Genomic DNA, 24,718 nt, shown 5'->3' on the forward strand with positions numbered 1-24,718 from the left:
CGGGACACTCAACGTCCCGATTCCTGCATCGTCGACACCCGGAACGCCCTGAGCGGCCGACCCCGCCACTGGTCAGGTGGTCGAGTGAGCCGAGCGTGGCGCGGCGATCACCACTCCCAGAAGCCCGAACCAACCGAACCGCCCGGACGACGTGAAGGCCTCCTTCCCTACCCTCAAGGTAGTGAAGGAGGCCTTCACGGACTTCCGTTGTGACGAGAGTCAGGCGCCCGGCGGCCGCTCCCGCACCACGCAGGTCAGCCGCGCCGTGCACGACCGGCGCCCCTGGTCGTCGGTCAGCACGATCTCGGCGGAGATCGTGCCGCGTCCGACGTGCACCGGGGTCGCGACACCGGTCACCCGCCCCGACCGGACCGCCCGGTGGTGGGTGCACGAGAGTTCGAGCCCCATCGTCGCCTTGTCGGTGCCGGCGTTGAGCGCGCAGACCATCGAACCGAGCGCCTCCGCGACCACGGCGTTCGCCCCGCCGTGGAGGAGGCCGTAGGGCTGGAGGTTGCCCTCTACCGGAATGCTGCCCACGACGCGTTCGGGACCGAATTCGCTGATCTCGAGCCCGAGCTTGTCGTTGAGCTGCTGTCCGGCGAAGGCCGGGTCGATCCCGGCGAAGGATTCGAGGGCTTGTTCGGTCACGCAAAGCTCCTTAACATTCGTGAACCCGCGACCACGATCGCGTCGCCAGGGCGCACGTTATCGAGTTTTTCTCACGTCCTGCCCAAGGGTGCCCTGCCGCCCCGATCGCGGGGCCTCCGGCCAGGCGGGTTCCTGCGCCAAGGGGGTCTGAGCAGCTCCGCCGACAGGCCGCAACAGACACGACAGGTAGGACTGTCAGACCCTCACCCTAGACTCGCTCCCGTGAGCCCGAGTGAGAACACGACCGTTGCCAACGCCACACCTGCCACCGCACAGGCCGAGCGGCCCAAACTGCTGCTGATCGACGGCCATTCGATGGCGTATCGCGCGTTCTTCGCGCTGCCCGCGGAGAACTTCAAGACGAAGACCGGGCAGACGACGAACGCGGTGTTCGGGTTCACCTCGATGCTCATCAACCTGCTGCGCGACGAGGCGCCGACGCACCTCGCGGTGGCGTTCGACCTCTCCCGCAAGACGTTCCGGTCCGAGACGTTCAAGGAGTACAAGGCCAACCGCAGCGCCACGCCGGACGAGTTCAAGGGCCAGGTCGGGCTGGTCGAGGACGTGCTCAAGGTGCTCGGCATCCCGGCGCTGACCAAGGAGAACTACGAAGCCGACGACATCATCGCCACGCTCACGACACAGGCGACCGCCGAAGGTTTCGACGTCCTCATCTGTACGGGCGACCGTGACGCGCTCCAGCTGGTGACCGACCAGGTCACCGTGCTGTACCCGAAGCGCGGCGTGTCGGAGATGACCAGGTTCACCCCGGAGGCGGTCGAGGAGAAGTACGGCCTGACCCCGTCGCAGTACCCGGACTTCGCCGCGCTGCGTGGCGACCCCTCGGACAACCTGCCCAGCATCCCCGGCGTCGGCGAGAAGACGGCCGCGAAGTGGATCAGGCAGTTCGGGTCCTTCAACGAGCTGATCGACCGGGTCGACGAGGTCAAGGGCAAGGTCGGCGACGCGCTGCGCGAGCACCTGGGCGCGGTCATGCTGAACCGGCAGCTCACCGAGCTGATCCGCGACGTCGAGCTGGAGCTCGGGCCGACCATGCTCGAGCTGCGCCCGTGGGACCGCGAGGCCGTGCACGCGCTGTTCGACGAGCTCGAGTTCCGTGTCCTGCGAGACCGTCTCTTCGCCACCCTGCAGAGCGCCGAGCCCGAGGCCGAGGAGGGTTTCGAGGTCAGCGGTTCGAAGCTCGCCCCGGGCGCGCTCACGGAATGGCTGTCCGCGCACACCGGTCAGGACCAGCCGGTCGGCCTGGCGTTCCGCACCACCGGGGCCTCGGTCCGCTCCGATCTGAAGGCCATCACGTTCGCGGCCGCGGACGGCGAAGGCGCGTATGTCGACGTCACCGCGATGGACGCCGAGGACGACAAGGCGCTCACGGTCTGGCTCGCCGACGAGAAGATCAAGAAGATCGGCCACGAGCTCAAGGTCCCGCTGCACGCCGTCCGGGCACGCGGCTGGACGTTCGCCGGGCTCGTCATGGACACCGCGCTCGCGGCGTACCTGGTCCGTCCCGGCCAGCGCACCTTCGAGCTCGACGACCTGGCCCTGCGGTATCTGCACCGTGAGCTGCGGTCCGAGGCCGACACCGGGGACGGGCAGCTTTCGCTGCTCGACGGCGGCGCCGAGGACATGGAACAGAAGGAGATCCAGGCTGAGCTGGTCAAGGCCCGCGCGGTCGCCGAGCTCGCGGGCGCGCTCACCAAGGAGCTCGAGGAGCTGGGTGGCGCTCAGCTGCTCGCCGAGCTCGAACTGCCGCTCCTCCAGGTGATCACCGGGCTCGAAGCGGCGGGGATCGCGGTCGACATCGAGCACCTGACCGACCTGGAAGCGCATTACCTCAGCCGGGTGACGCAGGCCGCGGAGGAGGCGTACGCCGTCATCGGCAAGCAGGTCAACCTCGGTTCGCCGAAGCAGCTGCAGGTCATCCTGTTCGACGAGCTCGGCATGCCGAAGACCAAGCGCACCAAGACCGGCTACACCACCGACGCCGAGGCGCTGCAGAGCCTGTTCGAGAAGACCGAGCACCCGTTCCTGCAGCATCTGCTGGAGCACCGGGACGCGACCCGCCTGCGCACCACCGTCGAGGGCCTGATCAAGTCGGTCGCCGACGACGGCCGCATCCACACCACGCTGCTGCAGACGATCGCCGCCACCGGGCGGCTCTCCTCGGTCGACCCGAACCTCCAGAACATCCCGATCCGCACCGAGGAAGGCCGCCGCATCCGCGACGCGTTCGTCGTCGGCGACGGGTACGCCGAGCTGATGACCGCGGACTACAGCCAGATCGAAATGCGGATCATGGCGCACCTCTCGCAGGACGAGGGCCTGATCCAGGCCTTCAACAGCGGCGAGGATCTGCACACTTTCGTGGCGTCGCGCGCGTTCTCGCTGCCGCCGGAGGAGATCACGCCGGAGCTGCGGTTCCGGGTCAAGGCGATGTCGTACGGCCTGGCGTACGGGCTTTCGGCGTATGGGCTTTCGCAGCAGCTGCGGATCTCGACCGAAGAAGCCAAGGAACAGATGGAGGCGTACTTCTCCCGTTTCGGCGGCGTGCGCGATTACCTCCACTCGGTCGTGGGCGACGCGGCGAAGGTCGGGTACACCGAGACGATCTTCGGCCGCCGCCGTTATCTGCCGGACCTCAACAGCGACAACCGGCAGCGCCGCGAAATGGCCGAGCGGATGGCGCTCAACGCCCCCATCCAGGGCAGCGCGGCCGACATCATCAAGGTCGCCATGCTCAACGTGCACAAGGCGCTGACCGAAGCGAAGCTGAAGAGCCGCGTGCTGCTGCAGGTCCACGACGAACTCGTCCTCGAGGTCGCCGATGGCGAGCGCGAGCAGCTGGAAGCGTTGGTGCGCCAGGGAATGGGCTCCGCCTACGAGCTGGCCGTCCCGCTGGAGGTCTCGGTCGGATACGGGCGGTCCTGGAACGACGCCGCCCATTAGGCCTCGTGAGTGGTGATGACGCAGAGAGCCGTCATCACCACTCGCTCTTCCGCAGGAAGATCGGCCGATGTCCGAAGGCGGGTCCGGGAGACCGGGGACTAGCGCCCGAGACCCCGGATCAGCACCATCACCGATTCCCGCACGTCGGCCCGCGTCCGCTTCGGCTGGAACACCTGCCAGTCGAGCGCCACCACCAGCATCGTGCCGAACAACCCCGCCGCGGCCGTCTGGATCTGGACGCCGTCGGGCAGCCGCCCGGCGGCGGCCAGCCGGTGGAGTTGTTCGCGCACGATCGAGATGATCTCCTCGCGCAGCAACGTCAGCGTCTCGTGCCAGGTCCCTGGCGTGCGCCACATCTCGCTCACCAGGATCTGCGAGAACCCGGGGTATTCGGCGATGAACTCCAGCGCACCGTCCACTTGCGACTCGATCACGTCCATCGGGTCGCCGTCGGTGGTGGCCGCGCGCAGCCGGTCCGCGAGCACGCCGACGCCGTAGCGCAGCAGTGCGTCGACGAGACCGTCCTTGCTGCCGAAGTTGTAGTAGACGGTGCCCTTCGCGACCTTCGCCTCGGCCGCGATGTCGTCCACCGTCAGCCCCACGAGGCCGCGGCTGGCGGACAACCGCAGCGTCGCTTCGAACAGCTTCTGCTTCGTCGCCTCGCCCCGGGGACTCACAACGCCAGCTCGGGTTTCAGCGCCGAAACCGTCCAGGTGCGCCGTTTCCGCGCCGCCAGTGTCGAGACCAGGATCCCGCCGACGAGGTACGCGAGCAGGACACCGATGTCACCGAGGATCTCCATCGAGGCGCCACTGTAGAGCAGGTGCCGGAACCCGTCGATCGCGTAACCCATCGGCAGAACGATGTGCAACGGGTACAACGCGTCCGGGATGGTCTGCCACGGGAAAGTTCCGCCCGCGCTCACCAGCTGGAGCACCAGCAGTACCAGGCCGAGGAACTTCCCGACGGCGCCGAAGAACGCGTTGAGCGCGTGCACCACGGCGGTGAAGGTCAGCGACACCAGCACGGCGAACCCGATCGCGCCGAGCGGATGCGCGACGTCGATGCCGACCAGCCAGGTCACGGCGCCGAACAGCACGATCACCTGCGCGATCCCGAGCAGCGCCGAGGACAGCCAGCCGCCGAGCGCGACCTTGAACGGCGACGCGCCGGCGGTCAGCGCGCGGGTCGAGAGCGGACGCAGCAACAGGAACAGCACGAACGCGCCGATCCACGTCGCGAGCGAGATGAAGAACGGGGCGAGACCCGCGCCGTAGGTCCCGGCCGAGGCGACGCCGGAGGAGTTGACCGCCACCGGGTCGGCGATCGTGTTCGCGGTCGCTGCGCGGGTGGGGTCGTCCGGGTTCGGGATCTCCTTGAGCCCGGCGGCGAGCCCGTCGCGCAGCTGCACCGCGCCGTCGGCGAGCTGGTTCGTGCCGGTGACCGCGGTCTTCTCGCCGTCGCTCAGCTTCGCGGCGCCGTCGCGGATCTGGTTCGACGCGTCGGAGGCCTGCGCGATTCCGCTGGTGAGCTGCGGGGTGGCCGAGGCCAGCTGGTGCGCGCCGTCGGACACCTGCCGGGCGCCGGACGCGAGCTGGATCAGCTGGCTGTTCGCGCCCTGGATCTTCGTGTTCGCCTGGTCGACCGGGGACCGGAGGGTGTCGAGGCGGCTCAGGATCTCCTGGACCTTCGCCTCGGGGACGCCGGCGTCGCGCAGGTCCTGCGCGAGCTGGCTGCGGTAGCCGTCGAGCTTGGCCTGGATGTCCCCGGAGGCCGTCGCCGCGAGCGAGGCGGCGTCGGAGACCTTCTGGTTCCCGTCGGCCACCTTGCCCGCGCCGTCGGCGAGCTTCTGGGTCTGCGCGGGAAGCTGGGCGGTACTGGATTTCAGGGTGCCGAGCCCGGTCGCCAGCTGGGAGCTGCCGGAGGCGAGCTGATTGGCGCCATCGGCCAGCTGCTGCTGCCCGGTCTTGAGCTTGCCGGCACCGTCGGCGAGCTGCGAAGCGCCCGTAGAGGCCTCCTGGATCTTGGCGTAGATCGTGGAGAAGCCGACCAGGAACTTGTCCGCCGCCTCGCTGCCGACCTTCTCCGCGATCGTCTTGCGGACCTGCTCGGCCACCTGTTTCGCGATGGTCCCGGACAGATAGTTGTTCGCGTCGTTGGTGGTCAGCGTGATCGTCGCCTGCTGGGGCTGGAAGTTGCCCGAGGACAGCAGTGCCGTGGAGAAGTCGCGCGGGATGCCGATCGCGAAGGAGTACTTGGCGTCGCGGACGCCCTTCGCCGCCTCCTCCGGGGACACGTCGTGCCACTGGAAGGTGCCGGACTTGACCAGCTCGTCGGTGACCTCACGGCCGACGTTGCGTTCCACACCGGCCGAGTCCTTCGCGCCGGTGTCGGCGGTGAAGACGGCGGCGGGCAGCTTGTCCAGGCGCGAGTACGGGTCGTAGTTCGCGTAGAGGTAGAAGGACGCGTAGAGCAGCGGCACCAGGACGAGCGCGACCATGGCGAGCTTCGGCAGGGTGCCGCTGCTCAGCCGGCGCAGCTCGTTGGCGGCGATCCGGACGGGGTTCATTCCTGGTCTCCTGAAGTCTTTTCGATCTCAGCGGTTTCGTCCGGCTCGGTCTCGAGTTCGAGAGGCGCGCAGCGCACGGGGTCGGGCTGCTCGAGGGCACCGCAGAGGGCGGGCTTCTCCGGCAGGGCCGAAACCGGGGTGGTGGCGGTCAGCACGATCACGGCGAGGCCACGCTCGGCGTGCTCGCGGGCGAGCCGCGCCCAGCTGTCGACGTCGCTGGTGTGCCTGTCCGGGGTGTCGAGCACGAGGACGCCGACGCCCTTGCGGCCCGCGGCGAGCGCGGTGAGCAGCCGGGTGCGCGTCACCGGTTCGATATTTTCGAAGCGGGTGGTGGCGAAGGCGGCGGCGTCGTGCTCGGCCAGCCAGCTCGCGACGGCGGCCTTGTTCGCCGGGCGCTTCGCCAGTTCGAGTTCCTCCCCGACGACGACCTGCAGCGACAACGCGCCGTCCGGCTCGCTCACGCCGGGGGAGTCGACGATCGCCACGACCTTGTGCGGATCGCCGCCCTCGACGGTCACCGTCCCGGTGGCGGGCTTCAGCCTGCCCGCCAGCGCCAGCCCGAAGGCGGTGACGCCGACCCCTGGCTCGCCGTGCACGATCGCCAGCTCACCACCCGAAACGGTGAGCGAAGTAGGCGACAGCAACGTGCCGTGGGGTCCGGTCACGGACACCCTGTCGGCTTGAACCCGCACGAAGAACTCCCAGGTCGGTGACTCGCGGAACTTTAAACTGACTGGTCAGTTCAAAAGTTAGCCCTGACCTGGGAGGTGCACAACCTTGGGGGGCTCACGTCACACGCAAGAGTGACGAAACCTCCGCAAACCGGACGGCTAGCGCAGGGCCGACGCCGGATGGACCTCCCAGGACGTCCACAGTGGACGATAACCCTGCCGGTGCCAGAACACCGAGGAGAGCGGGTTGGTCGGGTTGTAATAGAGGTAGGTGCCGTCCGCGCCGTCGGCGGCGAACTCCTTGTGCACCACCGACATCAGTGTGCGGCCGAGTCCGCTCCCGCGCAGGCCGGGCAGGGTGACGACGTTGTTGACGTAGCCCCAGCGGCCGTGGGGGAGCAGTTCGGCCTCGGCCGACCCTGGTGACGAGGTGATCCAGGCGGCGTGCGCGAACGCCGCTGTCCCGCCGTCCCGTTCGGCCAGCCACAGCAGCGGGACGTCCTTGTCGAGCGCGCGTTCCAGGGCCGGCGCGAGCAGCTCGGCGGCGTTCGAGCGGTGCCGGGTGGCGACCTGCCCGATGTAGTCGTGGGTCGACACGGCCAGCGCGAGCACGGTGTCGAAGTCGTCGCGCCGGGCCCGGCGGACGGCCACGCCCTCGACGGCCCGGTCGTCCCGCCGGCGTCCGGTGCGCACGGCGAGCGCGGACATCGGCACCAGCCCGTGGTCGAGGAAGGCGCGGATCGCCTCGGCGTCCCGGCTCGGCCAGTTGACCACGCAGGACGAGTCCTCGCCGGGGGATTCGGCGCCCATCCACGTCCGCCACGCGCGCAGCAGCACGTCCATGCCCTCGGTGCCGGTGTTCCCGATGAACGGGAACAGCTGGCGCACGTCGGCGGCCGACCACAGCAGGGGGACGTCGTCCGGTCCGTGCAGCTGACGTTGCACCACGCCGGTGACCTGGACGCCCGCCGCCGTGGCCGCGTCCACGCGTTCGCCGACGACCGGGGGCGGCGCCGCCTCGGGCAGGAGCCCGTCGATCGACGTGAACCGGGCGCGGTGCGCGTCGAGCAAGGTCTTGTCGATTTCCATCCCGTCCCCAGGGTCGGCCGCGCCGGGCACCGCTACCGGAGGGCCGCGGCCGGGGCGGCCGCCCACGTCGTCCACAGTGGACGATAACCCTGCCGGTGCCAGAACACCGGGGACAGCGGATTCGCCGGATTGTACGAGACGAAGGTACCGCGCAGCGACGGCGAGAACAGCTCGTCGTGCGCGACGGCGGTGAGCGCGCGCCCGATCCCGCGTCCCCGCGCGGCCGCGGTGACCGCGAGCGTTCCGACGTAGCCCCATTCGCCCGGCGGCAAGCGTCCGGCGAGCGCGTCGCCGGGGATCGGGGAGCGCTTTCCGCCGGTCACCATGCCCACGGTGAGACCTTCCTCTTCGGCGATCCAGACACGGCCGCCGAACTGCAGGCCGCGACGGACCTCTTCCGCGAGGAGGGCCTTGGCACCGGGCCGGACGACACCGTGGCCGACGAGCGAGGTGTAGCGGAGTTCTTCGAACCGAAGCTCGACGATCTCCTCCAGGTCGCCGGGTGTCGACGCGCGGATGGTCACGCCGGGCACGGACTGCGTTTCCCCCGGCGCGGGCGCGCGGACGGCCAGCGCCAGTTGCGGCGCGAGCCCGTGGTCGAGCAGGGCTCGTGAGACCGCGATGTCACGGCTGGGCCAGGTGATCGTGCACGACGAATCGGGTTCGGCGTCGGCGAGCGCGATCCGCTCGCGCCAGGCGGAGAGCAGCGCGCTCATGCCCGCGGCGGCGTCGAGCGGGAGAATCGCGGAGAGGATCTGCAGATGTGCGGGGCTCCAGAGCCGTTGCCAGGAACCCGCCGCGAACCGTACGTGCGCGATCGTCCCGATGGCGCCGCCCGCTGCGAGTGGTTCGCCCGGTGGGAGCGGGGGCGACGGCGGAAGCAACGGGTCGAGCGCGGCGAAGCGCGCCCGCTGCCGTTCCGCCGCCGAGGTCATCCCCGCCGCGTGCAGAAGATCGCGGTTCCGGGGAAGAGCTTGCCGCGCAACGGGCTCCACTGGCCCCAGGTGCGGTCGTGCCCCTCCGGCCAAGCGGGCTCGATGAGATCCGTGAGCGCGAAACCGGCGTCGGCGAGCGCGCGGACGTAGTCGCCGAGGGTGCGGTGGTACTCGACGTACGTCGCAACGCCCTCCTCGTCGACCTCGACGTAGGGCGTGCGGTCGAAGTACGGCTGGGTGACCGTGAGCCCCAGCGGCCCGGGATCGTCGGGGAAGATCCAGCGCATCGGATGGGTCACCGAGAACACCCAGCGGGCACCCGGCCGGAGCACCCGGCGCACTTCGGCGAACACGGCGTCCACCGACGCCACGAACGGGACCGCGCCGAAGGCCGAGCAGGCCGCGTCGAAGCTCTCGTCGGCGAACGGCAGCGACTCCGCCGTCGCCTGTACGAGCGGGACGGGCGTACCGGTCCGCTCGTTGCCCTCCTTCGCGTGCCGCAGCATGCCGGCCGACAGATCGGTCGCCACCGCCTCGGCGCCTTGCGCGGCGAGCCAGCGCGAGCAGGCCGCCTGCCCGGAGCCGACCTCGAGGATCCGCTTGCCGGTGACTTCACCCAGAAGCGCGACATCGGCCTCGCGGACGCCTTCCGGGCACCAGACGAAGTCCGCGTCGCCGAGGAAGCCGCCGTGGGTCGCCTGGTAGTCGTCGGCGTCGGCGTCCCACCACGCCAGGTTCGCGGCGGTCGCTTCCGGCGCCGAGACCGCCCGGTAGGCGACCCCCGCGGTGCCGAGCCGCTCCTCGGCCTCTGCGTGCCGATCGGGCTCGGTGACGGACTGCTGGCTCAAACCGATATCCTTTCCCCAGGTCAGGGCTTCGCGGCACAGCTTATCCGCCCGCCGTGATCGCGGGGGCGACCCTGATTGTGCCGTGTACAGGGGGCCGCGTAGGATATCTGTTAGCGCAGTGGGTTCGCGCTACTCTTTCCCCCGGTTCGCTCAGCGTCCGGGTCAGGGGGTCGCGTACCGGATGCGGTGATGCTCGCGGTCGTTCCCTGTGGACGTTTGCTTATGCGGTCGCCTCATGTCGGATGAGCCCATGGTGCCCTAACCGCAAACCCACTACTTCCCATCCACCGGAGCAACCCGCCTAATGACGACCGACACCGCCACCGCCCCGACCGCCCCCACCGGGCCCCAGCAAGTCGCTATCAACGACATCGGGTCGGAGGAAGACTTCCTCGCTGCGATCGACAAGACGATCAAGTACTTCAACGATGGCGACATCGTCGAAGGAACCATCGTCAAGGTCGACCGTGACGAGGTCCTGCTCGACATCGGCTACAAGACCGAGGGTGTCATCCCCTCGCGCGAGCTCTCCATCAAGCACGATGTCGACCCGGCTGAGGTTGTCACCGTCGGCGATGAGGTCGAAGCCCTGGTCCTCCAGAAGGAGGACAAGGAAGGCCGTCTGATCCTGTCCAAGAAGCGTGCGCAGTACGAGCGCGCCTGGGGCACGATCGAGGAGCTCAAGGAGAAGGACGAGCCCGTCAAGGGCACCGTCATCGAGGTCGTCAAGGGCGGCCTCATCCTGGACATCGGCCTGCGCGGCTTCCTGCCGGCGTCGCTGGTCGAGATGCGCCGTGTGCGCGACCTGCAGCCGTACGTCGGCCGCGAGCTCGAGGCGAAGATCATCGAGCTGGACAAGAACCGCAACAACGTGGTCCTGTCCCGCCGCGCCTACCTGGAGCAGACCCAGTCCGAGGTGCGCAGCGAGTTCCTCAACGCGCTCGCCAAGGGCCAGGTCCGCAAGGGCGTCGTGTCGTCCATCGTCAACTTCGGTGCCTTCGTGGACCTGGGTGGCGTCGACGGCCTGGTGCACGTCTCCGAGCTGTCCTGGAAGCACATCGACCACCCGTCCGAGGTCGTCGAGGTCGGCCAGGAGGTCACGGTCGAGGTTCTGGACGTCGACATGGACCGCGAGCGCGTCTCGCTGTCGCTGAAGGCGACCCAGGAAGACCCGTGGCGTCAGTTCGCCCGCACCCACGCGATCGGCCAGATCGTGCCGGGCAAGGTCACCAAGCTCGTCCCGTTCGGTGCGTTCGTGCGCGTCGAGGAGGGCATCGAGGGCCTGGTGCACATCTCCGAGCTGGCCGAGCGCCACGTGGAGATCCCGGAGCAGGTCGTCCAGGTCAACGGCGACGTGATGGTCAAGGTCATCGACATCGACCTCGAGCGTCGTCGCATCTCGCTGTCGCTGAAGCAGGCGAACGAGGGTGTCACGCCGGAGACCGAGTTCGACCCCACTCAGTACGGCATGGCCGCCGAGTACGACGCCGAGGGCAACTACATCTACCCCGAAGGCTTCGACCCGGACACCCAGGAGTGGCAGGAAGGCTTCGACAAGCAGCGTGAGGAGTGGGAGCGTCAGTACGCCGAGGCTCACACCCGCTACGAGGCTCACATGAAGCAGGTCGTCAAGGCCGCCGAGGCCGACGCGGAAGCCGCGGCCGACGCCGCGACCGGTGTCACCTCGAGCGACTCGGGCGAGCAGAGCTACACCTCCGCTCCGGCCGAGGCCAAGAGCGGTGGCACGCTCGCCAGCGACGAGCAGCTCGCGGCTCTCCGCGAGAAGCTGTCGGGCGGCGCGTGATCCAGGCGCTCAGCCAGTAGCTGACAGACAGCGGCCCCGGTCCACACGGACCGGGGCCGCTTTCTTTTGCCCGCGTTTAGTCCTCTGAATGCGGTACTTGCGCACGACAACTACCGCGTTCAGAGGACTGAATGCGGTAGGGGAGAAGAGCGTCAGGAAGTGGCGGGCCGGACGGCCGGCACCCAGATGCGTTCGAGCGCCGCGGCGCGGGCCTTGCGGCGGAGTCCGGCGAAGCTGTGCTTGGCCGGGACGAGGAGCGCGCTCAGCCAGGTGCGCCGGTATTCGGCGAGGGCCTCGGCCACGGGTCGATGGAGGACACAGTGCACCAGGCCCGGCGTACCGAGCCGGTGCCGTCCGACGTGCTTGCCGTCTGCCATCTTTCCTCCGTGTGGGCTACCTTCGCCGCGCACGGTACGCAATCAGGCTTCTGATCCGGCGTAACCGCCCGGCGTGTCACCCATAAAGGTCGTGTAACGCGTCACTAAGAACTTGCCTTTTGCACCCTTCTGTGCCGGATGTGCACATCTCGTCACGCTGTGTCCGGCTGGACAGGTTAGTAAACGAGACGGTATCGTTTATAAACATGAGCGAACCTCTTGTCATCGCAGGTGCGGGCCCGACCGGCCTCGCGCTCGCTGTTCATCTGGCCCTGCACGACGTCGACGTCCGGGTGCTGGACGTCGCCCCGGGACCGATCACCACTTCCCGCGCGCTCGGCCTGCAGCCCCGGGGCGTCGAGGTCCTGGAACGGATCGGCGCGCTGGGCGATCTGCGCGGCCGATCCCGGTCGCTGCTGAACATGTACTACAACGACGGTCCGCGCACGGTACTGAAACTGCAGGTGGGCAAGGCCGCCGCGATGTTGCCGAAACCGACGTTGCTGGTCTCCCAGGCCGAGGTCGAAGGCGCGCTGCGAGCGCGGTTCGGTGAGCTGGGCGGCAAGGTCGAGTGGGCCACCAAGGTGACCGGGGCCCGGCAGCGCGAGAACGGGGTGACCGTCGTCGTGGACACCGACGAGCGGGAGATCGAGGCATCCTGGCTGATCGGCTGCGACGGCGCGCACAGCGCGGTCCGCCGGATCGCCGGGATCGGCTTCTCCGGGCGGAAGCTGATCGAGCGGCTGCTGATGGCCGATGTGCGAGCGAACTGGCCCTTCGACCACGACGGCAGCGTCACCTGGATGGACACCGGACGGATGTTGTCGGTGACCGCGTTGCCGGACGACATGTGGCGGGTGTTCACCGAGCCGCCTCCCAGCCTGCCGGAAGACCTCTCGCCCGACCGGATCGGCGAGGAGGTGCTGAGCGAGTTCTGTCGCCGGAGCGGGTTGTCGCGCGACACCGTCACCGAGGTGCGGTGGAGTTCGGAGTTCCGCATCCATCGCAGGCTCGCCGACCGGTACCGGCAAGGCAGGATCCTGCTCGCGGGCGACGCGGCGCATATTCAGAGCCCGACCGGCGGACAGGGACAGAACACCGGGCTGGGCGACGCGGAGAACCTGGCCTGGAAGCTCACCCTGGTCGCGCGCGGCCTGGCGGGTGAGGGCCTGATCGACACCTACGAGGGCGAGCGGCGGCCTCTCGCCCGCAAGGTGCTGGCCGCGACCAGCGGGGCGGTGGGCATCATGCTGCCCGACCGGCGGTGGAAGCGACTGGTGCGCGACCTGCTGGTGATGCCGGCGATCCGGTCGACCGTGGTGCAGCGCCGGTTGTGGCTGGTCGCGTCCCAGCTGGGCATCGGCTACCGAGGCGGGCCGCTGGCGCCGGGCGTGAGCCGATGGGCCCGCAAGCCCCGGCCGGGGGACCGGGTGCCGGACCTGCGATGCCGAACGACGGACGGCATCGAGACGACGTTGCACGCGGCGATTGCGGGGCGCTGGACGGTGGTGGCCGGTGACGCCGGACAGGCGGCCCGGCACACCGAGGCGGTCGCCGGGCAGCTCGGTGCCGATCTGGTCGGCACCTTGGTGTGCAAGGGAATGCGCGACGTGCTGTTGATCAGGCCGGACGGGCACCTGGCTTGGCGCGGACTTCCGGCGCCGGACAAGATGGCCGCGTGGCTGACGAACATGCGGTGGACAGGGTAGGCGGGCGCCCCCGCGATCCGGGCAACGATGTGGCGATCCTCGACGCCGCGCTGGATCTGCTGATCGAGGACGGTTTCGGCGGCGCGAGCATCGAGGCGATCGCCAAACGGGCGGGCGTCGCGAAGATGACCGTGTACCGGCGGTGGAAGTCCAAGGAGGACTTGTTCCTCGCGGCACTGGAGCACGCGCGGCCGCCCGCCGACGCGAACGCGGGGTCGATCGGCGAACTCGTCGTCATGGTCTCGCGATCGTTGAGCGAGACCCGGTTCCGGAGGTTGATGGCCAGGGTCGTCGGTGCGTCGGTGGATCATCCGAAACTGGTCGGCGCCTACGTCGAGCGGTTTCTCCGGCCACGGTTGTCCGGTCTCGCGCGGCTGGCCAGGGACGCGGTCGAGCAGGGCGAGTTCCCCGAGGGGACCGATCCGGCCGTGATCGAGGACGCGTTCGCCGGGGCGATCGGATTCGTACTGTTGCGCGGGGAGGAGGTGCCCGAGGCCGAGATCGCCGGCCGGTTGCGGAACATGTTGCGGCATCTCGGGCACCGAGGGGACCTTCCTCTAGGCTGATCGACATGCTGCGTGTGGGCCTGACCGGCGGGATCGGCGCCGGAAAATCGACGGTGGCGAACCGGCTTTCCGAGCACGGTGCCGTCCTCATCGACTCCGACAAGATCGCCAGGGAGGTCGTCGAGCCGGGGACGCCGGGGCTCGCCGAGCTCGTCGAGGCGTTCGGGGAAGACATCCTGGCCTCGGACGGTTCGCTCGATCGGGCCGCGCTCGCCGCGAAGGCGTTCGCCGACGAGGACGCGCGCAAGCGGCTGAACTCGATCGTCCACCCGAAGGTCGGCGCCAGGACGGCCGAACTGATGGCGGCCGCCGCGCCGGACGCGATCATCGTCCACGACATCCCGCTGCTGGTCGAAGGCGGGCTGGCGCCGATGTACCACCTCGTCGTGATGGTCGACGCGCCGGAGGAGGTCCGGGTCCGGCGCCTGGTCGAGGCACGCGGTATGGCCGAATCGGACGCGCGCGCGAGGATCAAGGCGCAGGCCACGACCGATCAGCGCCGGGCGGTGGCCGACGTGTGGTTCGACAACAGCGGAGCGCCGGACATCGTGCTCGCCGAGGTCGACGCGCTGTGGGCGGACCGGCTGACCCCGTTCGAGGCGAACGTGCGGCTCCGCAAGCCACGTGCGCCGATGTCGCCGAAGATCACGCCGTACGACGAAACGTGGCCCGTGCAGGCCGAACGGGCGCTCGCGCGGATCCGCGTGGTGGCGGGCGACAACGCCGTGCGGGTCGATCACATCGGTTCGACGTCCGTGCCGGGGCTGCCCGCCAAGGACATCCTCGACCTCCAGCTGACGGTGTCCACTTTGGACAAGGCCGACGAGCTGGCCGAAGCGCTTTCCGACGCGGGGTTCCCGCGGGCGGAAGGGGAGTGGTTCGACGACGCGCACGGCGAAGAGGGCACCTGGCCCAAGCGGTTCCACTTCGGCGGCGACCCCCGGCGTCCGGTAAACCTGCACGTCCGCTCACAGGAGACACCCGCCTGGCGGCTCGCGCTGCTGTTCCCGGAATGGTTGCGGCGGAATCCCGGCGAACGCGACGCCTACGCGGCGGTCAAGAACGCCATGGCCGCGAAGCACGCCGGCGACGGGACGGTCGAGCAGTACACCGACGAGAAGCAGGTCTGGGTCGACGCCGCCTTCACGCGTGCGGACGCCTGGGCCGAATCGGTCGGCTGGACTCCGTAGGCCTCAGCCTCCGAGCAGTCCCCGTGCGAACGCGGTCGCGACGGCGGCCGCGCGATCCTTCACCCCGAGCTTGGCGTAGGCGTGCACGAGGTGCGTCTTCACCGTGGCCTCGCTGATGAACAGCAGTCTCGCGGCCTCCTTGTTCGTCGAACCGCGCGAGATCAGGGTGAGGACTTCGAGTTCCCGCCTGCTCAGCGGCTCCGGAGTGGGTGCGCGCATCCTGCCGAGGATCAGGTCGGCGACGGCGGGGGAGAGCACCGACTCCCCGCGTGCCGTGGCCCGGACCGCGCGGAAGAGCTCCTCACGAGGAGCGTCCTTGAGCAGGTAGCCGGTCGCGCCCGCTTCGATCGCCGGGACGACGTCGGTGTCCGTGTCGTAGGTCGTCAGCACGAGGATCCGCGCGGGATTCCGGAGTTCCGCCAGCTTCGCGATCGCGGCCACGCCACCGGAGCCCGGCATCCGCAGGTCCATCAGCACGACGTCGGGGCGGAGCTTCTCGGTCAGCGCGACGGCTTCGTCACCGGAAGACGCTTCCCCGAGCACGTCGAAACCCTGTTCCGCGGTGAAGATGCCGCGCAGCCCGTCGCGGACGATGGGATGGTCGTCGGTGATCAGCAACGTGATCGTCATGCTCGGGCCTCCAGCGCGATCGCGGGCAGATCGGCCGACACGGCCGTCCCGCCGCCCGGTTCCGATTCGACGTGCAGTGTTCCCGCCAGCCGCGCGACGCGGGCACGCATCCCGGGGATGCCGAAACCGCCTTCACCCGCCGGATGGACGCCGGCGGCGTTCGGTTCGAAACCCCGGCCGTCGTCCCGGACGTCGACGGTCACCTGGTCGGCCATGTAGGACAACGTGAGCCCCACGATCGTGGCGTCGGCGTGCTTCTCGACGTTGGCCAGCGCCTCCTGCGTGATCCGCAGCAGCGTCGCTTCGATCTCGGGATGCAGTGCCCGCGCGGTCCCGGTGGTGGTGAACCGGACCTCGACATCGGTCCGGCCGCTCCACCGCCGGGAGACCTCGCCGAGCGCGTCCGGCAGGGTCGAGGCGGCCAAGGGCTGCGGGCCGAGTGCCCGCACCGAACGCCGGGCGGCCGTCAGGTTCTCCCGCGCCAAGGCCATCGCGGAGCCGACGTGCCGCTGCCATTCCGGGGGATCGTCCTTCGCCTCGGCGGCGGCCTCCAGCTGGGTGATGATCCCGGTGAAGCCCTGGGCGAGCGTGTCGTGGATTTCCTGGCTCAGCCGCTGACGTTCGTCCAGGACGCCCGTCTCGTGCGCCTGGCTCAGCAATTGCCGTTGCAGCACCGCGTTCTCCTCCTGCGCGGCGGCCAGCTCGTCGAGCACGCGCTTGCGTTCCGCGTGCTGCCGCGCCATCGCCGCCGAGACGAGCCCGCCGCCGCCCACGGCGGCCGTCTGCACCAGTGTCACCACGAGCCACAGCGCGGGCTGGTCGGCGAACGCCTGGATCGGACCGCCGTTGGGAATCGTGTTGATCAGCGCGGAGACCACGAAGACCCCGGCCAGCGCCAGCGGGGCGGGCCGCAGCCGCATCGCTTCGAAGAAGCCGATGATCATGAAGATGAGGAAGGTCGTGTCGTGCCGTTCGAGTACGGCCGCGATCGCGACGAGCCCGGCGAACGACACGGCGATCACGGCCGGATGCCCGGCCCACCGCCTCGGCATCAGCGTGACGGTGAGCAGGAGCCAGACGGCCGCGATCCCCGCCAAACCGAGGGTGACCATCGCGTCGTGCCCCGAGATCACCAGACTGAGCGCCGTACTGAGCGCCAGCAGCGCGTACGGCAGGTACCGCTCGACCTGGCCGGACCACGGCCGCCACAGCGATTCGCCGTCGTCAGGCGACGGCCACAGCGAGTCCTGCCACCGGATCCAGCTGGTCATACCCGGAATTCTCTCAGCCCCGGCCACGCCGTGGCCCACGCTTCGGTGTGGCCGGTGACCAGCCAGATCGGCATCCCGCGGCTCACGTTGCGAACACCGGTCGCGTTGTCCACGCGGGAAACGATCCGGGCGTCGGTGAACGAACGCAGCAGCCGCCCCGGATCCGGCCCGACGAACAGGACGGTGTCCGCGGTCTCGGGTGGGTGCCCGAAGTACCAGAACCCGCGGCTGGGGCTGTACACGGCGGGCAGCCCGTAGTCGGCGCCGTACCGGTCCAGCGCCCCGGCCTGCCAGTATCCGGCCGTGACGAGGGTGGTGCGCTTCCGCTGTTCCGCCGGGAGCCGGTGATAGGCGTCGGCGACCGAACGGGCCAGGTCCGGCCAGCCGATCTCCTCCAGCGCGTAGGCCGGGCGCGGGACGTCCCTGCCCTCCGCGAGCCAGGCGGAGGGCCACACCGGCAGCGCGTACGGGAGCGTGTACAGCGCGGAAAGCAGGAACACCGGCCAGGTCGGGATCCAGCGGAACCACCAGGACGGCCTCAACTGTCCGAAGTGGACGGCGGCGCCCGCCCACAGGACGCCGAACATGCCCGCCGCGTAGTAGTACCGGCCGTTGGAAAGGATGAACAGCGCGATCACGCCGACGGCCGTCCAGCCGAGGAACCGATAGGTGCGCAGCCCGGCCGAGAACAGCAGGACCCAGAGTCCATAAAGGACACCGACCACGCCGATGCCGAGGCCGGCCCCGGTCAGCAGGGCGGGCAGGAACCCGGCGCGGCCGCTCCAGCCGCCGGTGGTCTCGTGGGCGATGACGTCGCCCATCTCCAGCTGTGGCCAGCCGTTCGCGGCCTGCCACCAGAGGGTGGGCACGAGGGAGAGCGCGGCGATCCCCGCGCCGAGCCAGAGTTTGGGCCTGCGCAAGAGATCCCGGGGCCCGAAGAGCAGGATCGCGATCCCGGCCGCGACCCAGAACGTCGCGATGAGGAGCTTGACGTTCAGCGCGACGGCGGTCGCGACGCCCAGCCACAGCAGCAGGTTGTCGTCACGCGTCCGTATCCACCGGACGAGCAGCCACGCGATGAGCGTCCACAGCGCCGGATCGATCGTCGAAGTGGCCAGGTAGTGCCCGCTGCCGAGGAACTGCCCGCAGATCGCGTACGCGGCGGCGGCGCGGGTCTGCGCGCGGCGGTCCCCGCCCATCTCGTAGGCGATGAGCCCGGTGAACACGACACCGGCGGCCGTCGCGAGGACGGCGGGCAGGCGGAACACGAAGACGTTGCCCGGCGCGAGCGAATCCATCGCCAGCGCCAGGAACGGGAGCACCGGTGGCTGGTCGGCGTAGCCCCAGGCCAGCCGCTTGCCTGCGGAGAGGAAGTACAGTTCGTCGCCGAAGTAGCCGTAGCGCCACGCCGTCGCCAGCAGGACCGCCGCGGCCGCGGCGGCGAGCAGCCCCACCGGGAGCCGGGCGAACGCCGCACTGGACACGGTCGGTGTTTCGGCCGCGTGGGCGGCTTCCATCCATTCCTCGCAGATCCCTCGGGTGCCGGTCCTCTCGCACCTTACGTGCCACCGGCGTGGCGCGTCGGGCGTGAGAGGACCGGTGAACCTCAGGAGCCCCAGTCCGTGAGCTTCGGCCATATCGTGTCCCAGGTCCCGTTCCGGCCGGTGGCGAGCCAGATCTTCATGCCTTGACTCATGTTCGCGACCCCGGCCCGGTTGTCGAGCGTGCCGACCTCGTGTATTCGCGTGAAGTACGGCACAAGCGCCGAAGGGTCGTTCCCGACGAACAGGACGTCCCGTGCCGATTCCGGCGGCCGCGGCAGCGTCGAGTAGCCGCGGTTGGGACTCGACGGCGACGGCAGCCCGAGCTTCGGTCCATAGTGGTCGATCGCGCTCGCCTGCCAGTACTTGGCCGCGACGATCCCGGTCCGGGACGGATCGGGAACGGTCCGGTACGCCCCCGCCACCGACTCCGTGATCTCCCGCCAGCCGATCTCCTCGGCGGAGAAGACCGGCCGGGCCCACTCCGGGGCGCTCGCGAGCTCCGCGCGCGGGAGGATCGGGAGCGACTGCGGGATCGCGATCGCCGCGGCCACGAAGTACACCGGCCAGGTGGCGATCCAGCGCCAGTACTTCGACGCCTGGCCCGTTTCGATCTCGACCGCCGCGGCCGCGAACAGCGGGGCGAACATCCCCGCCGCGTAGTAGTAGCGCCCGTTCGCCAGCAGGAAAAGGGCGAGCACACCGAGCGCGGCCCAGCCGAGGAAACGGTACGGCCGCAGGCGTTCGGACCGCAGCAGCCGCCACAGGCCGTAGCCGAACAGCATCATCCCCACCGGTACCCCGGCGCTGATCACCAGTGTCGGGACGAACGAGGCACGCCCGCCCCACCCCGCCGAGACCTCTTGGGAGATCGCCGCGCCCATGGCCAGCTGCGGCCAGCCGTTCAGCGCCTGCCAGACGAGCGTGGGCGCGATCATCACGGCGGCGATCAGCGCGCCGGACCACAGCGCCGGACGGCGGACGAGGTCGCGGGGCCCGAACACCATCGCGGCGATCAGCACGACGAGCCAGAAGCCACCGATGAGGAACTTCGTGTTCAGCGCGAATCCGGTGACCACGCCGCTCCAGAGGAGAAGCCTGTCCTCACGTGTCCGCACCCACCGGACCAGCAGCCAGATCAGCAGCGTCCACAGGAACGGGTCGATCGTGCTGGTCGCCAGGTAGTGCCCGCTGCCCAGCATCTGGAGGGACACCGCGAAGGCCGCCGCCGCGATCGCCTGCGCTTTGCGGCCACCGCCCAGCTCCCTGGCGATGAGTGCCGTCAGCACGACGCCGGCGACCATCGCCAGCATCGCCGGGATCCGCAGGACGAACGGCGAATCGGCGCCGAACGCGTCCATCAGGCGGGCCAGGAGTGGCAACAGCGGCGGCTGGTCGGCATACCCCCAGTCCAGATGCCGACCGGCCGCCAAGAAGTACAACTCGTCGCCGAAGTAGCCGTAGCGACCCGCCGTCGCCACGAGTACCGCCCCCATCGCGCCGGCGATCGCCAGCACCGGTGCCCTCGCGAACGGCGCGGCTTCCGCGCTTTCTCGCCCCCCGGACCGTTCTCGGAGTCCCTCGGCCTCGATGACCATGGGTATCCGCCCCCTCTCGATCGGTTACGCCGTGATCGAGAGTCCCGCAAGGACGGCCCTCCGGGAATCCATCGCCCGGTCGGGATCCGCTCGCCCAAGGGATGAGCCAGGATCAACCGATCGATGGATGCGGCGGCTCAGTGCCGTCGCCAGCCGAGCGTGATGTCCTTTGTGGACAGCCAGCCGCGCAGGTCGTGGCCGTGGGTCGCCAGCCCGTCGACGGTCGTGTGACTGACGCCGAGCGCGCGTTCGCCGTCGGCGGGGGAGAGCAGCCCTCCCGTGACCGCGGCGAGGAGTTCGTCGGTGTCGATCACCTCGACGGACTTCTTGTCCCGCAGGACGAGGTCGAGATAGAGATCGGTGGCCACCCAGACACCGCCCTCGCGGCGGATGTCGACGACGTCGAGGTAGAAGTCCTGATCGCGTTCGTGGCCGGGGTTGAACCAGAAGTCGGTGATCCGCAGGCCGAGCTCGGGCAGCAGCCAGGACTCGAGGTAGTGGAACTGCGTCCGCCCCGGCGTCGGCCGCGCCATGTAGAGGCCGAAGGGTTCTTCGCGGTATTCGTCGACGTCCCTCACGACGCCCTTGGGGTCGGTGTTGGTCTTCGCGGCCGGGTCGAAGTATTCGACCTTGGGCGGATGCAGCGCGGTCATGCGCTCATCTTGGAAGGCACCGACGCTCGCGAACACCGCCCAACCGGGTGGACGATCACGGTTTCACGGTTCCTGGGGAGTAGTGCCGCTCGGCCGGATAAGGTGCGCTGGTTCCGCCATAGGGGTGAGTGGGGAGTCGACGCATGTTCGGGATCATCAGGCCTTGCCGCCACCGGCTTTCCGCTGGTCTGCACGCGGATTGGCTCGCCCATCTCTGCGGTCTTTGCCTGGCCCTGCGCGACGAACACGGACATCTCGCCCGAATGGTGACGAACTATGACGGCCTGATCATCTCGGCGCTCGTCGAAGCCCAGTCTCCGCGCGCGGAGGGACGCCGCGACGCCGGCCCTTGCCCGCTTCGGGCGATGAAGGGAACGTCGGTCGCGATGGGCGGTGGTGCCCAGCTCGCGGCGGCGGTCTCCCTCGTGCTGGCCTCGGCCAAGATCAGTGACCACGTCGAAGACCGTGACGGCGCCTTCGCGCGGCGTTCGGTCGCTCTCGCCGCGCGGCGGGTCGCGACGCGGTGGGCGGACCAAGGAAGCCGTACGGGCAGCCGGATCGGATTCGACACGGCGGTCCTGACCGAGGCCGTCGATCGGCAGGGCGAGATCGAACGCGCCGTCGGCCTGGGTGATTCGGCCGTGCTCGCCACCGAACCGGCCGAACTGGCGACCGCGGCCGCGTTCGCGCACACCGCGGTCCTCGCGGGCCGTCCGGAGAACGCGGCGCCGCTGGCCGAGGCCGGGCGCCTGTTCGGCAGGGCCGCGCACCTGCTCGACGCCGTCGAGGACCTCGCCGAGGACGAAGCGGCCGGCGCGTGGAACCCGCTGACCGCCACCGGCACCGGCCTCGCCGAGGCGCGACGGCTGTGCGACGACGCCGTGCTCGGCGTGGAACTCGCCCTTCGCGAAGTGAAGTTCGACCAGCCGAAGCTGGTGCACGCGCTGTTGGTGCACGAACTGCGGCAGGCGGTGCGACGCGCTTTCGGGCACAACCTCACCGGCCACGGCCACAATCCGCAGCAGCCGCCGCCGGGCTGGATCGGGCCCGGGCCTCAGCCGCAACAGCATCCTCACCAGCCTTATCCGCCCCAGCAGTACCCGCAGGGTGGTTACCAGCCGCCGCCTCCGCCGCCGGGGGCTCCCGGAGGCGGAGGCCCGCCCCAGGAGCCGCCCAAGAAGAAGCGGAAGCACGGCGGCCCGCCGGTCGACGGTCAGGGCGGTTGCTGCTGGACGCCGAAGTTCCGGGTGCCCGCTCAGCCGAGAGGATTCTTCTTCGGTTGCGCGGCGGCGACCTACATGTGCTGTTCGTGCCAGTTCTGCTGCCGGGACCCGTTCCCCGGGGCGTGGAGCGGGAAGCCGCACGAGGCCTGGTGCAACAACTGTGACGGTTGTGATTGTTGTGACTGTTGCGACTGCTGTGACTGCTCCTGATGTTCCGACCAGGCGAAACGGAAACTGTCGGACCCAGCGCCTACTCTTGAGGACGTGGCTTTCGCAACCGAACACCCCGTGCTCGCCCAGTCGGACTTCCGCCCCGTCACGGACATCCCCCGGACCGGCGGCCGGTTCGAGGTGGTCAGCGAGTACAAACCCGCCGGTGACCAGCCGGCGGCCATCGACGAGCTCGAACGCCGGGTCAACGCGGGCGAGAAGGACATCGTGCTGCTCGGTGCCACGGGTACCGGCAAGTCGGCGACGACGGCTTGGCTGATCGAGCGCGTCCAGCGCCCGACGCTGGTGATGGCGCCGAACAAGACGCTCGCCGCGCAGCTGGCGAACGAGCTGAGGGAGCTGTTCCCGCACAACGCGGTCGAATACTTCGTCAGTTACTACGACTACTACCAGCCCGAGGCGTACATCGCGCAGACGGACACCTACATCGAGAAGGATTCGTCGATCAACGACGACGTCGAGCGGCTGCGGCACTCGGCGACGATGAACCTGCTGTCCCGGCGAGACGTCATCGTGGTCGCGAGTGTCTCGTGCATCTACGGTCTCGGCACGCCGCAGTCGTACCTCGACCGGTCGACGAAGCTGAAGGTCGGCGAGCAGCTCGACCGGGACGCCTTCCTCCGCGCGCTGGTGGACGTGCAGTACACCCGCAACGACATCGCCTTCGCGCGCGGCACCTTCCGCGCCCGCGGCGACACGGTCGACATCATCCCGGCGTACGAAGAGCTCGCGATCCGCGTCGAGTTCTTCGGCGACGAGATCGAGAAGCTGTACTACCTGCACCCGCTCACCGGCGACATCGTGAAAGAGGTCGACGAGGTCCGCATCTTCCCGGCCACGCACTACGTAGCGGGCCCGGAGCGGATGGAGAAGGCCATCCGCGGTATCGAGGCCGAGCTCGAGGAGCGGCTGGCCGAGCTGGAGAAGCAGGGCAAGCTGCTCGAGGCGCAGCGGCTGCGGATGCGCACCGCGTACGACATCGAGATGATGCGCCAGGTCGGGTTCTGCTCCGGCATCGAGAACTACTCGCGGCATATCGACGGCCGTTCCGCCGGTTCCGCGCCCGCCACCCTCATCGACTACTTCCCGGACGACTTCCTGCTGGTCATCGACGAGTCACACCAGACCGTCCCGCAGATCGGCGGCATGTTCGAAGGCGACATGTCGCGGAAGCGGAACCTGGTCGAGTTCGGTTTCCGGCTGCCCAGCGCGGTCGACAACCGGCCGCTGACCTGGGAGGAGTTCTCGGATCGCATCGGGCAGACGGTGTACCTGTCGGCGACGCCGGGGCCGTACGAGATGGGGCAGGCCGGCGGCGAGTTCGTCGAGCAGGTCATCCGGCCCACCGGCCTGATCGACCCGAAGGTGGTCGTGAAGCCCACCGAGGGCCAGATCGACGACCTGGTGCACGAGATCCGCGAGCGGGCCGAGAAGGACGAGCGCGTGCTGGTCACCACGCTCACCAAGAAGATGTCCGAGGACCTCACCGACTACCTGCTGGAGCTGGGCATCCGGGTGCGGTACCTGCACTCCGAGGTGGACACGCTGCGCCGGGTCGAGCTGCTGCGGCAGCTGCGCGCGGGCGATTTCGACGTGCTGGTCGGCATCAACCTGCTCCGTGAGGGTCTCGACCTGCCCGAGGTGTCGCTGGTCGCGATCCTCGACGCGGACAAGGAGGGCTTCCTCCGCAGTGGCACGTCGCTGATCCAGACGATCGGCCGCGCGGCGCGAAACGTGTCGGGCGAGGTGCACATGTACGCGGACAAGATCACGGACTCGATGCGGCACGCCATCGACGAGACCGATCGCCGCCGCGCCAAGCAGGTCGCCTACAACGAGGAGCGGGGGGTCGACCCGCAGCCGCTGCGGAAGAAGATCGCCGACATCCTGGACCGCGTCTACAGCGAGGCCGAGGACACGGAGTCCGTCGCCGTCGGCGGCTCGGGCCGGAACTCTTCGCGCGGCAAGAAGCCCGAGCAGGGAGACCGCGTGCGCAGCTCCGGGATGCTCGCGGACAAGAACGTCGCCGGGATGCCGCGCGCCGAACTGGCCGACCTCATCCAGCAGATGACCGACCAGATGATGCAGGCCGCGCGCGACCTGCAGTTCGAGCTGGCGGCCCGGCTGCGGGACGAGGTCTCGGACCTCAAGAAGGAGCTCCGGGGAATGGACGCGGCCGGCATCAAGTGACCCGCGTTTCG

Annotated in this window: 20 protein-coding genes; 7 read left to right on the forward strand and 13 right to left on the reverse strand. The window is 69.5% G+C overall.

What is annotated here, in order from left to right; all coding sequences use genetic code 11:
- Window positions 1-219: 219 nt before the first annotated feature.
- Entirely contained in the window at window positions 220-648 is a 429-nt protein-coding gene (locus ACIRGA_RS09260) for a PaaI family thioesterase (protein ID WP_400938511.1), read from the reverse strand.
- Window positions 649-870: 222 nt separating this feature from the next.
- Here ACIRGA_RS09260 and polA point away from each other — a divergent pair, with 222 nt between their 5' ends.
- Entirely contained in the window at window positions 871-3,612 is a 2,742-nt protein-coding gene (gene polA / locus ACIRGA_RS09265; protein ID WP_400938513.1) for a DNA polymerase I, read from the forward strand.
- Window positions 3,613-3,710: 98 nt separating this feature from the next.
- Here polA and ACIRGA_RS09270 read toward each other — a convergent pair whose 3' ends face one another.
- From ACIRGA_RS09270 to ACIRGA_RS09295, 6 genes are all read right to left on the reverse strand, one after another.
- Complete coding sequence (locus ACIRGA_RS09270; RefSeq protein ID WP_400938515.1) at window positions 3,711-4,289, reverse strand: TetR/AcrR family transcriptional regulator; 579 nt, start codon at window positions 4,287-4,289, stop codon at window positions 3,711-3,713.
- Entirely contained in the window at window positions 4,286-6,181 is a 1,896-nt protein-coding gene (locus tag ACIRGA_RS09275) for a YhgE/Pip family protein (RefSeq protein WP_400938518.1), read from the reverse strand. The genes ACIRGA_RS09270 and ACIRGA_RS09275 overlap by 4 nt, the downstream gene beginning before the upstream one ends.
- Window positions 6,178-6,873 carry an ABC transporter ATP-binding protein gene (locus ACIRGA_RS09280; protein ID WP_400938521.1) on the reverse strand — a complete coding sequence of 232 codons (696 nt, stop codon included), beginning with the start codon at window positions 6,871-6,873 and terminating at the stop codon, window positions 6,178-6,180. Before ACIRGA_RS09280 ends, ACIRGA_RS09275 begins: the two co-directional genes overlap by 4 nt.
- 138 nt (window positions 6,874-7,011) lie before the next feature.
- Entirely contained in the window at window positions 7,012-7,941 is a 930-nt protein-coding gene (locus ACIRGA_RS09285) for a GNAT family N-acetyltransferase (RefSeq protein WP_400938696.1), read from the reverse strand.
- A 32-nt stretch (window positions 7,942-7,973) separates the two neighbouring features.
- Window positions 7,974-8,876: a GNAT family N-acetyltransferase gene (locus ACIRGA_RS09290; RefSeq protein ID WP_400938523.1), complete on the reverse strand. Its 903-nt coding sequence runs from the start codon at window positions 8,874-8,876 to the stop codon at window positions 7,974-7,976.
- Complete coding sequence (locus ACIRGA_RS09295; protein WP_400938525.1) at window positions 8,873-9,724, reverse strand: class I SAM-dependent methyltransferase; 852 nt, start codon at window positions 9,722-9,724, stop codon at window positions 8,873-8,875. Before ACIRGA_RS09295 ends, ACIRGA_RS09290 begins: the two co-directional genes overlap by 4 nt.
- A 304-nt stretch (window positions 9,725-10,028) precedes the next feature.
- On the opposite strand from ACIRGA_RS09295, the gene rpsA reads away from it, so the two are divergent.
- Window positions 10,029-11,528 (forward strand): 30S ribosomal protein S1, encoded by a 1,500-nt coding sequence (gene rpsA / locus ACIRGA_RS09300; RefSeq protein ID WP_400938528.1) that lies wholly within the window; start codon window positions 10,029-10,031, stop codon window positions 11,526-11,528.
- Between the two features lie 152 nt (window positions 11,529-11,680).
- On the opposite strand, the gene ACIRGA_RS09305 is transcribed toward rpsA, so the two are convergent.
- Complete coding sequence (locus tag ACIRGA_RS09305) at window positions 11,681-11,905, reverse strand: hypothetical protein (RefSeq protein ID WP_037345494.1); 225 nt, start codon at window positions 11,903-11,905, stop codon at window positions 11,681-11,683.
- Between the two features lie 206 nt (window positions 11,906-12,111).
- Here ACIRGA_RS09305 and ACIRGA_RS09310 point away from each other — a divergent pair, with 206 nt between their 5' ends.
- Genes ACIRGA_RS09310 through coaE form a run of 3 tightly spaced genes read left to right on the forward strand, consistent with a single transcriptional unit; the run spans window position 12,112 to window position 15,370 of the window.
- On the forward strand, window positions 12,112-13,614 hold the full coding sequence (locus ACIRGA_RS09310) for an FAD-dependent monooxygenase (RefSeq protein WP_400938532.1): 1,503 nt from the start codon (window positions 12,112-12,114) through the stop codon (window positions 13,612-13,614).
- Window positions 13,584-14,180 (forward strand): TetR/AcrR family transcriptional regulator, encoded by a 597-nt coding sequence (locus tag ACIRGA_RS09315; protein WP_400938535.1) that lies wholly within the window; start codon window positions 13,584-13,586, stop codon window positions 14,178-14,180. Before ACIRGA_RS09310 ends, ACIRGA_RS09315 begins: the two co-directional genes overlap by 31 nt.
- 5 nt (window positions 14,181-14,185) lie before the next feature.
- Complete coding sequence (gene coaE / locus ACIRGA_RS09320; protein ID WP_400938538.1) at window positions 14,186-15,370, forward strand: dephospho-CoA kinase; 1,185 nt, start codon at window positions 14,186-14,188, stop codon at window positions 15,368-15,370.
- A 3-nt stretch (window positions 15,371-15,373) separates the two neighbouring features.
- On the opposite strand, the gene ACIRGA_RS09325 is transcribed toward coaE, so the two are convergent.
- From ACIRGA_RS09325 to ACIRGA_RS09345, 5 genes are all read right to left on the reverse strand, one after another.
- Window positions 15,374-16,000, reverse strand: a complete 627-nt coding sequence (locus ACIRGA_RS09325) for a response regulator (protein ID WP_400938540.1) — start codon at window positions 15,998-16,000, stop codon at window positions 15,374-15,376.
- On the reverse strand, window positions 15,997-17,271 hold the full coding sequence (locus tag ACIRGA_RS09330; protein ID WP_400938543.1) for a sensor histidine kinase: 1,275 nt from the start codon (window positions 17,269-17,271) through the stop codon (window positions 15,997-15,999). Before ACIRGA_RS09330 ends, ACIRGA_RS09325 begins: the two co-directional genes overlap by 4 nt.
- A complete protein-coding gene (locus ACIRGA_RS09335) occupies window positions 17,268-18,788 on the reverse strand; it encodes an ArnT family glycosyltransferase (RefSeq protein WP_400938545.1) in 1,521 nt (506 codons plus the stop codon). Before ACIRGA_RS09335 ends, ACIRGA_RS09330 begins: the two co-directional genes overlap by 4 nt.
- Before the next feature lie 89 nt (window positions 18,789-18,877).
- Window positions 18,878-20,410 carry an ArnT family glycosyltransferase gene (locus ACIRGA_RS09340; RefSeq protein ID WP_400938548.1) on the reverse strand — a complete coding sequence of 511 codons (1,533 nt, stop codon included), beginning with the start codon at window positions 20,408-20,410 and terminating at the stop codon, window positions 18,878-18,880.
- 137 nt (window positions 20,411-20,547) lie between these two features.
- Complete coding sequence (locus tag ACIRGA_RS09345; RefSeq protein WP_400938551.1) at window positions 20,548-21,063, reverse strand: DUF402 domain-containing protein; 516 nt, start codon at window positions 21,061-21,063, stop codon at window positions 20,548-20,550.
- A gap of 143 nt (window positions 21,064-21,206) precedes the next feature.
- Between ACIRGA_RS09345 and ACIRGA_RS09350 the strand changes: the two genes are divergently transcribed.
- Window positions 21,207-22,496 (forward strand): DUF5685 family protein, encoded by a 1,290-nt coding sequence (locus ACIRGA_RS09350; protein WP_400938553.1) that lies wholly within the window; start codon window positions 21,207-21,209, stop codon window positions 22,494-22,496.
- A gap of 54 nt (window positions 22,497-22,550) precedes the next feature.
- Window positions 22,551-24,707, forward strand: coding sequence for an excinuclease ABC subunit UvrB (uvrB, locus tag ACIRGA_RS09355; RefSeq protein ID WP_400938555.1), 2,157 nt, complete (start codon window positions 22,551-22,553; stop codon window positions 24,705-24,707).
- Window positions 24,708-24,718: the final 11 nt, after the last annotated feature.

It is taken from the genome of Amycolatopsis sp. NPDC102389 (genome assembly GCF_044765885.1).
GTDB lineage: Bacteria > Actinomycetota > Actinomycetes > Mycobacteriales > Pseudonocardiaceae > Amycolatopsis.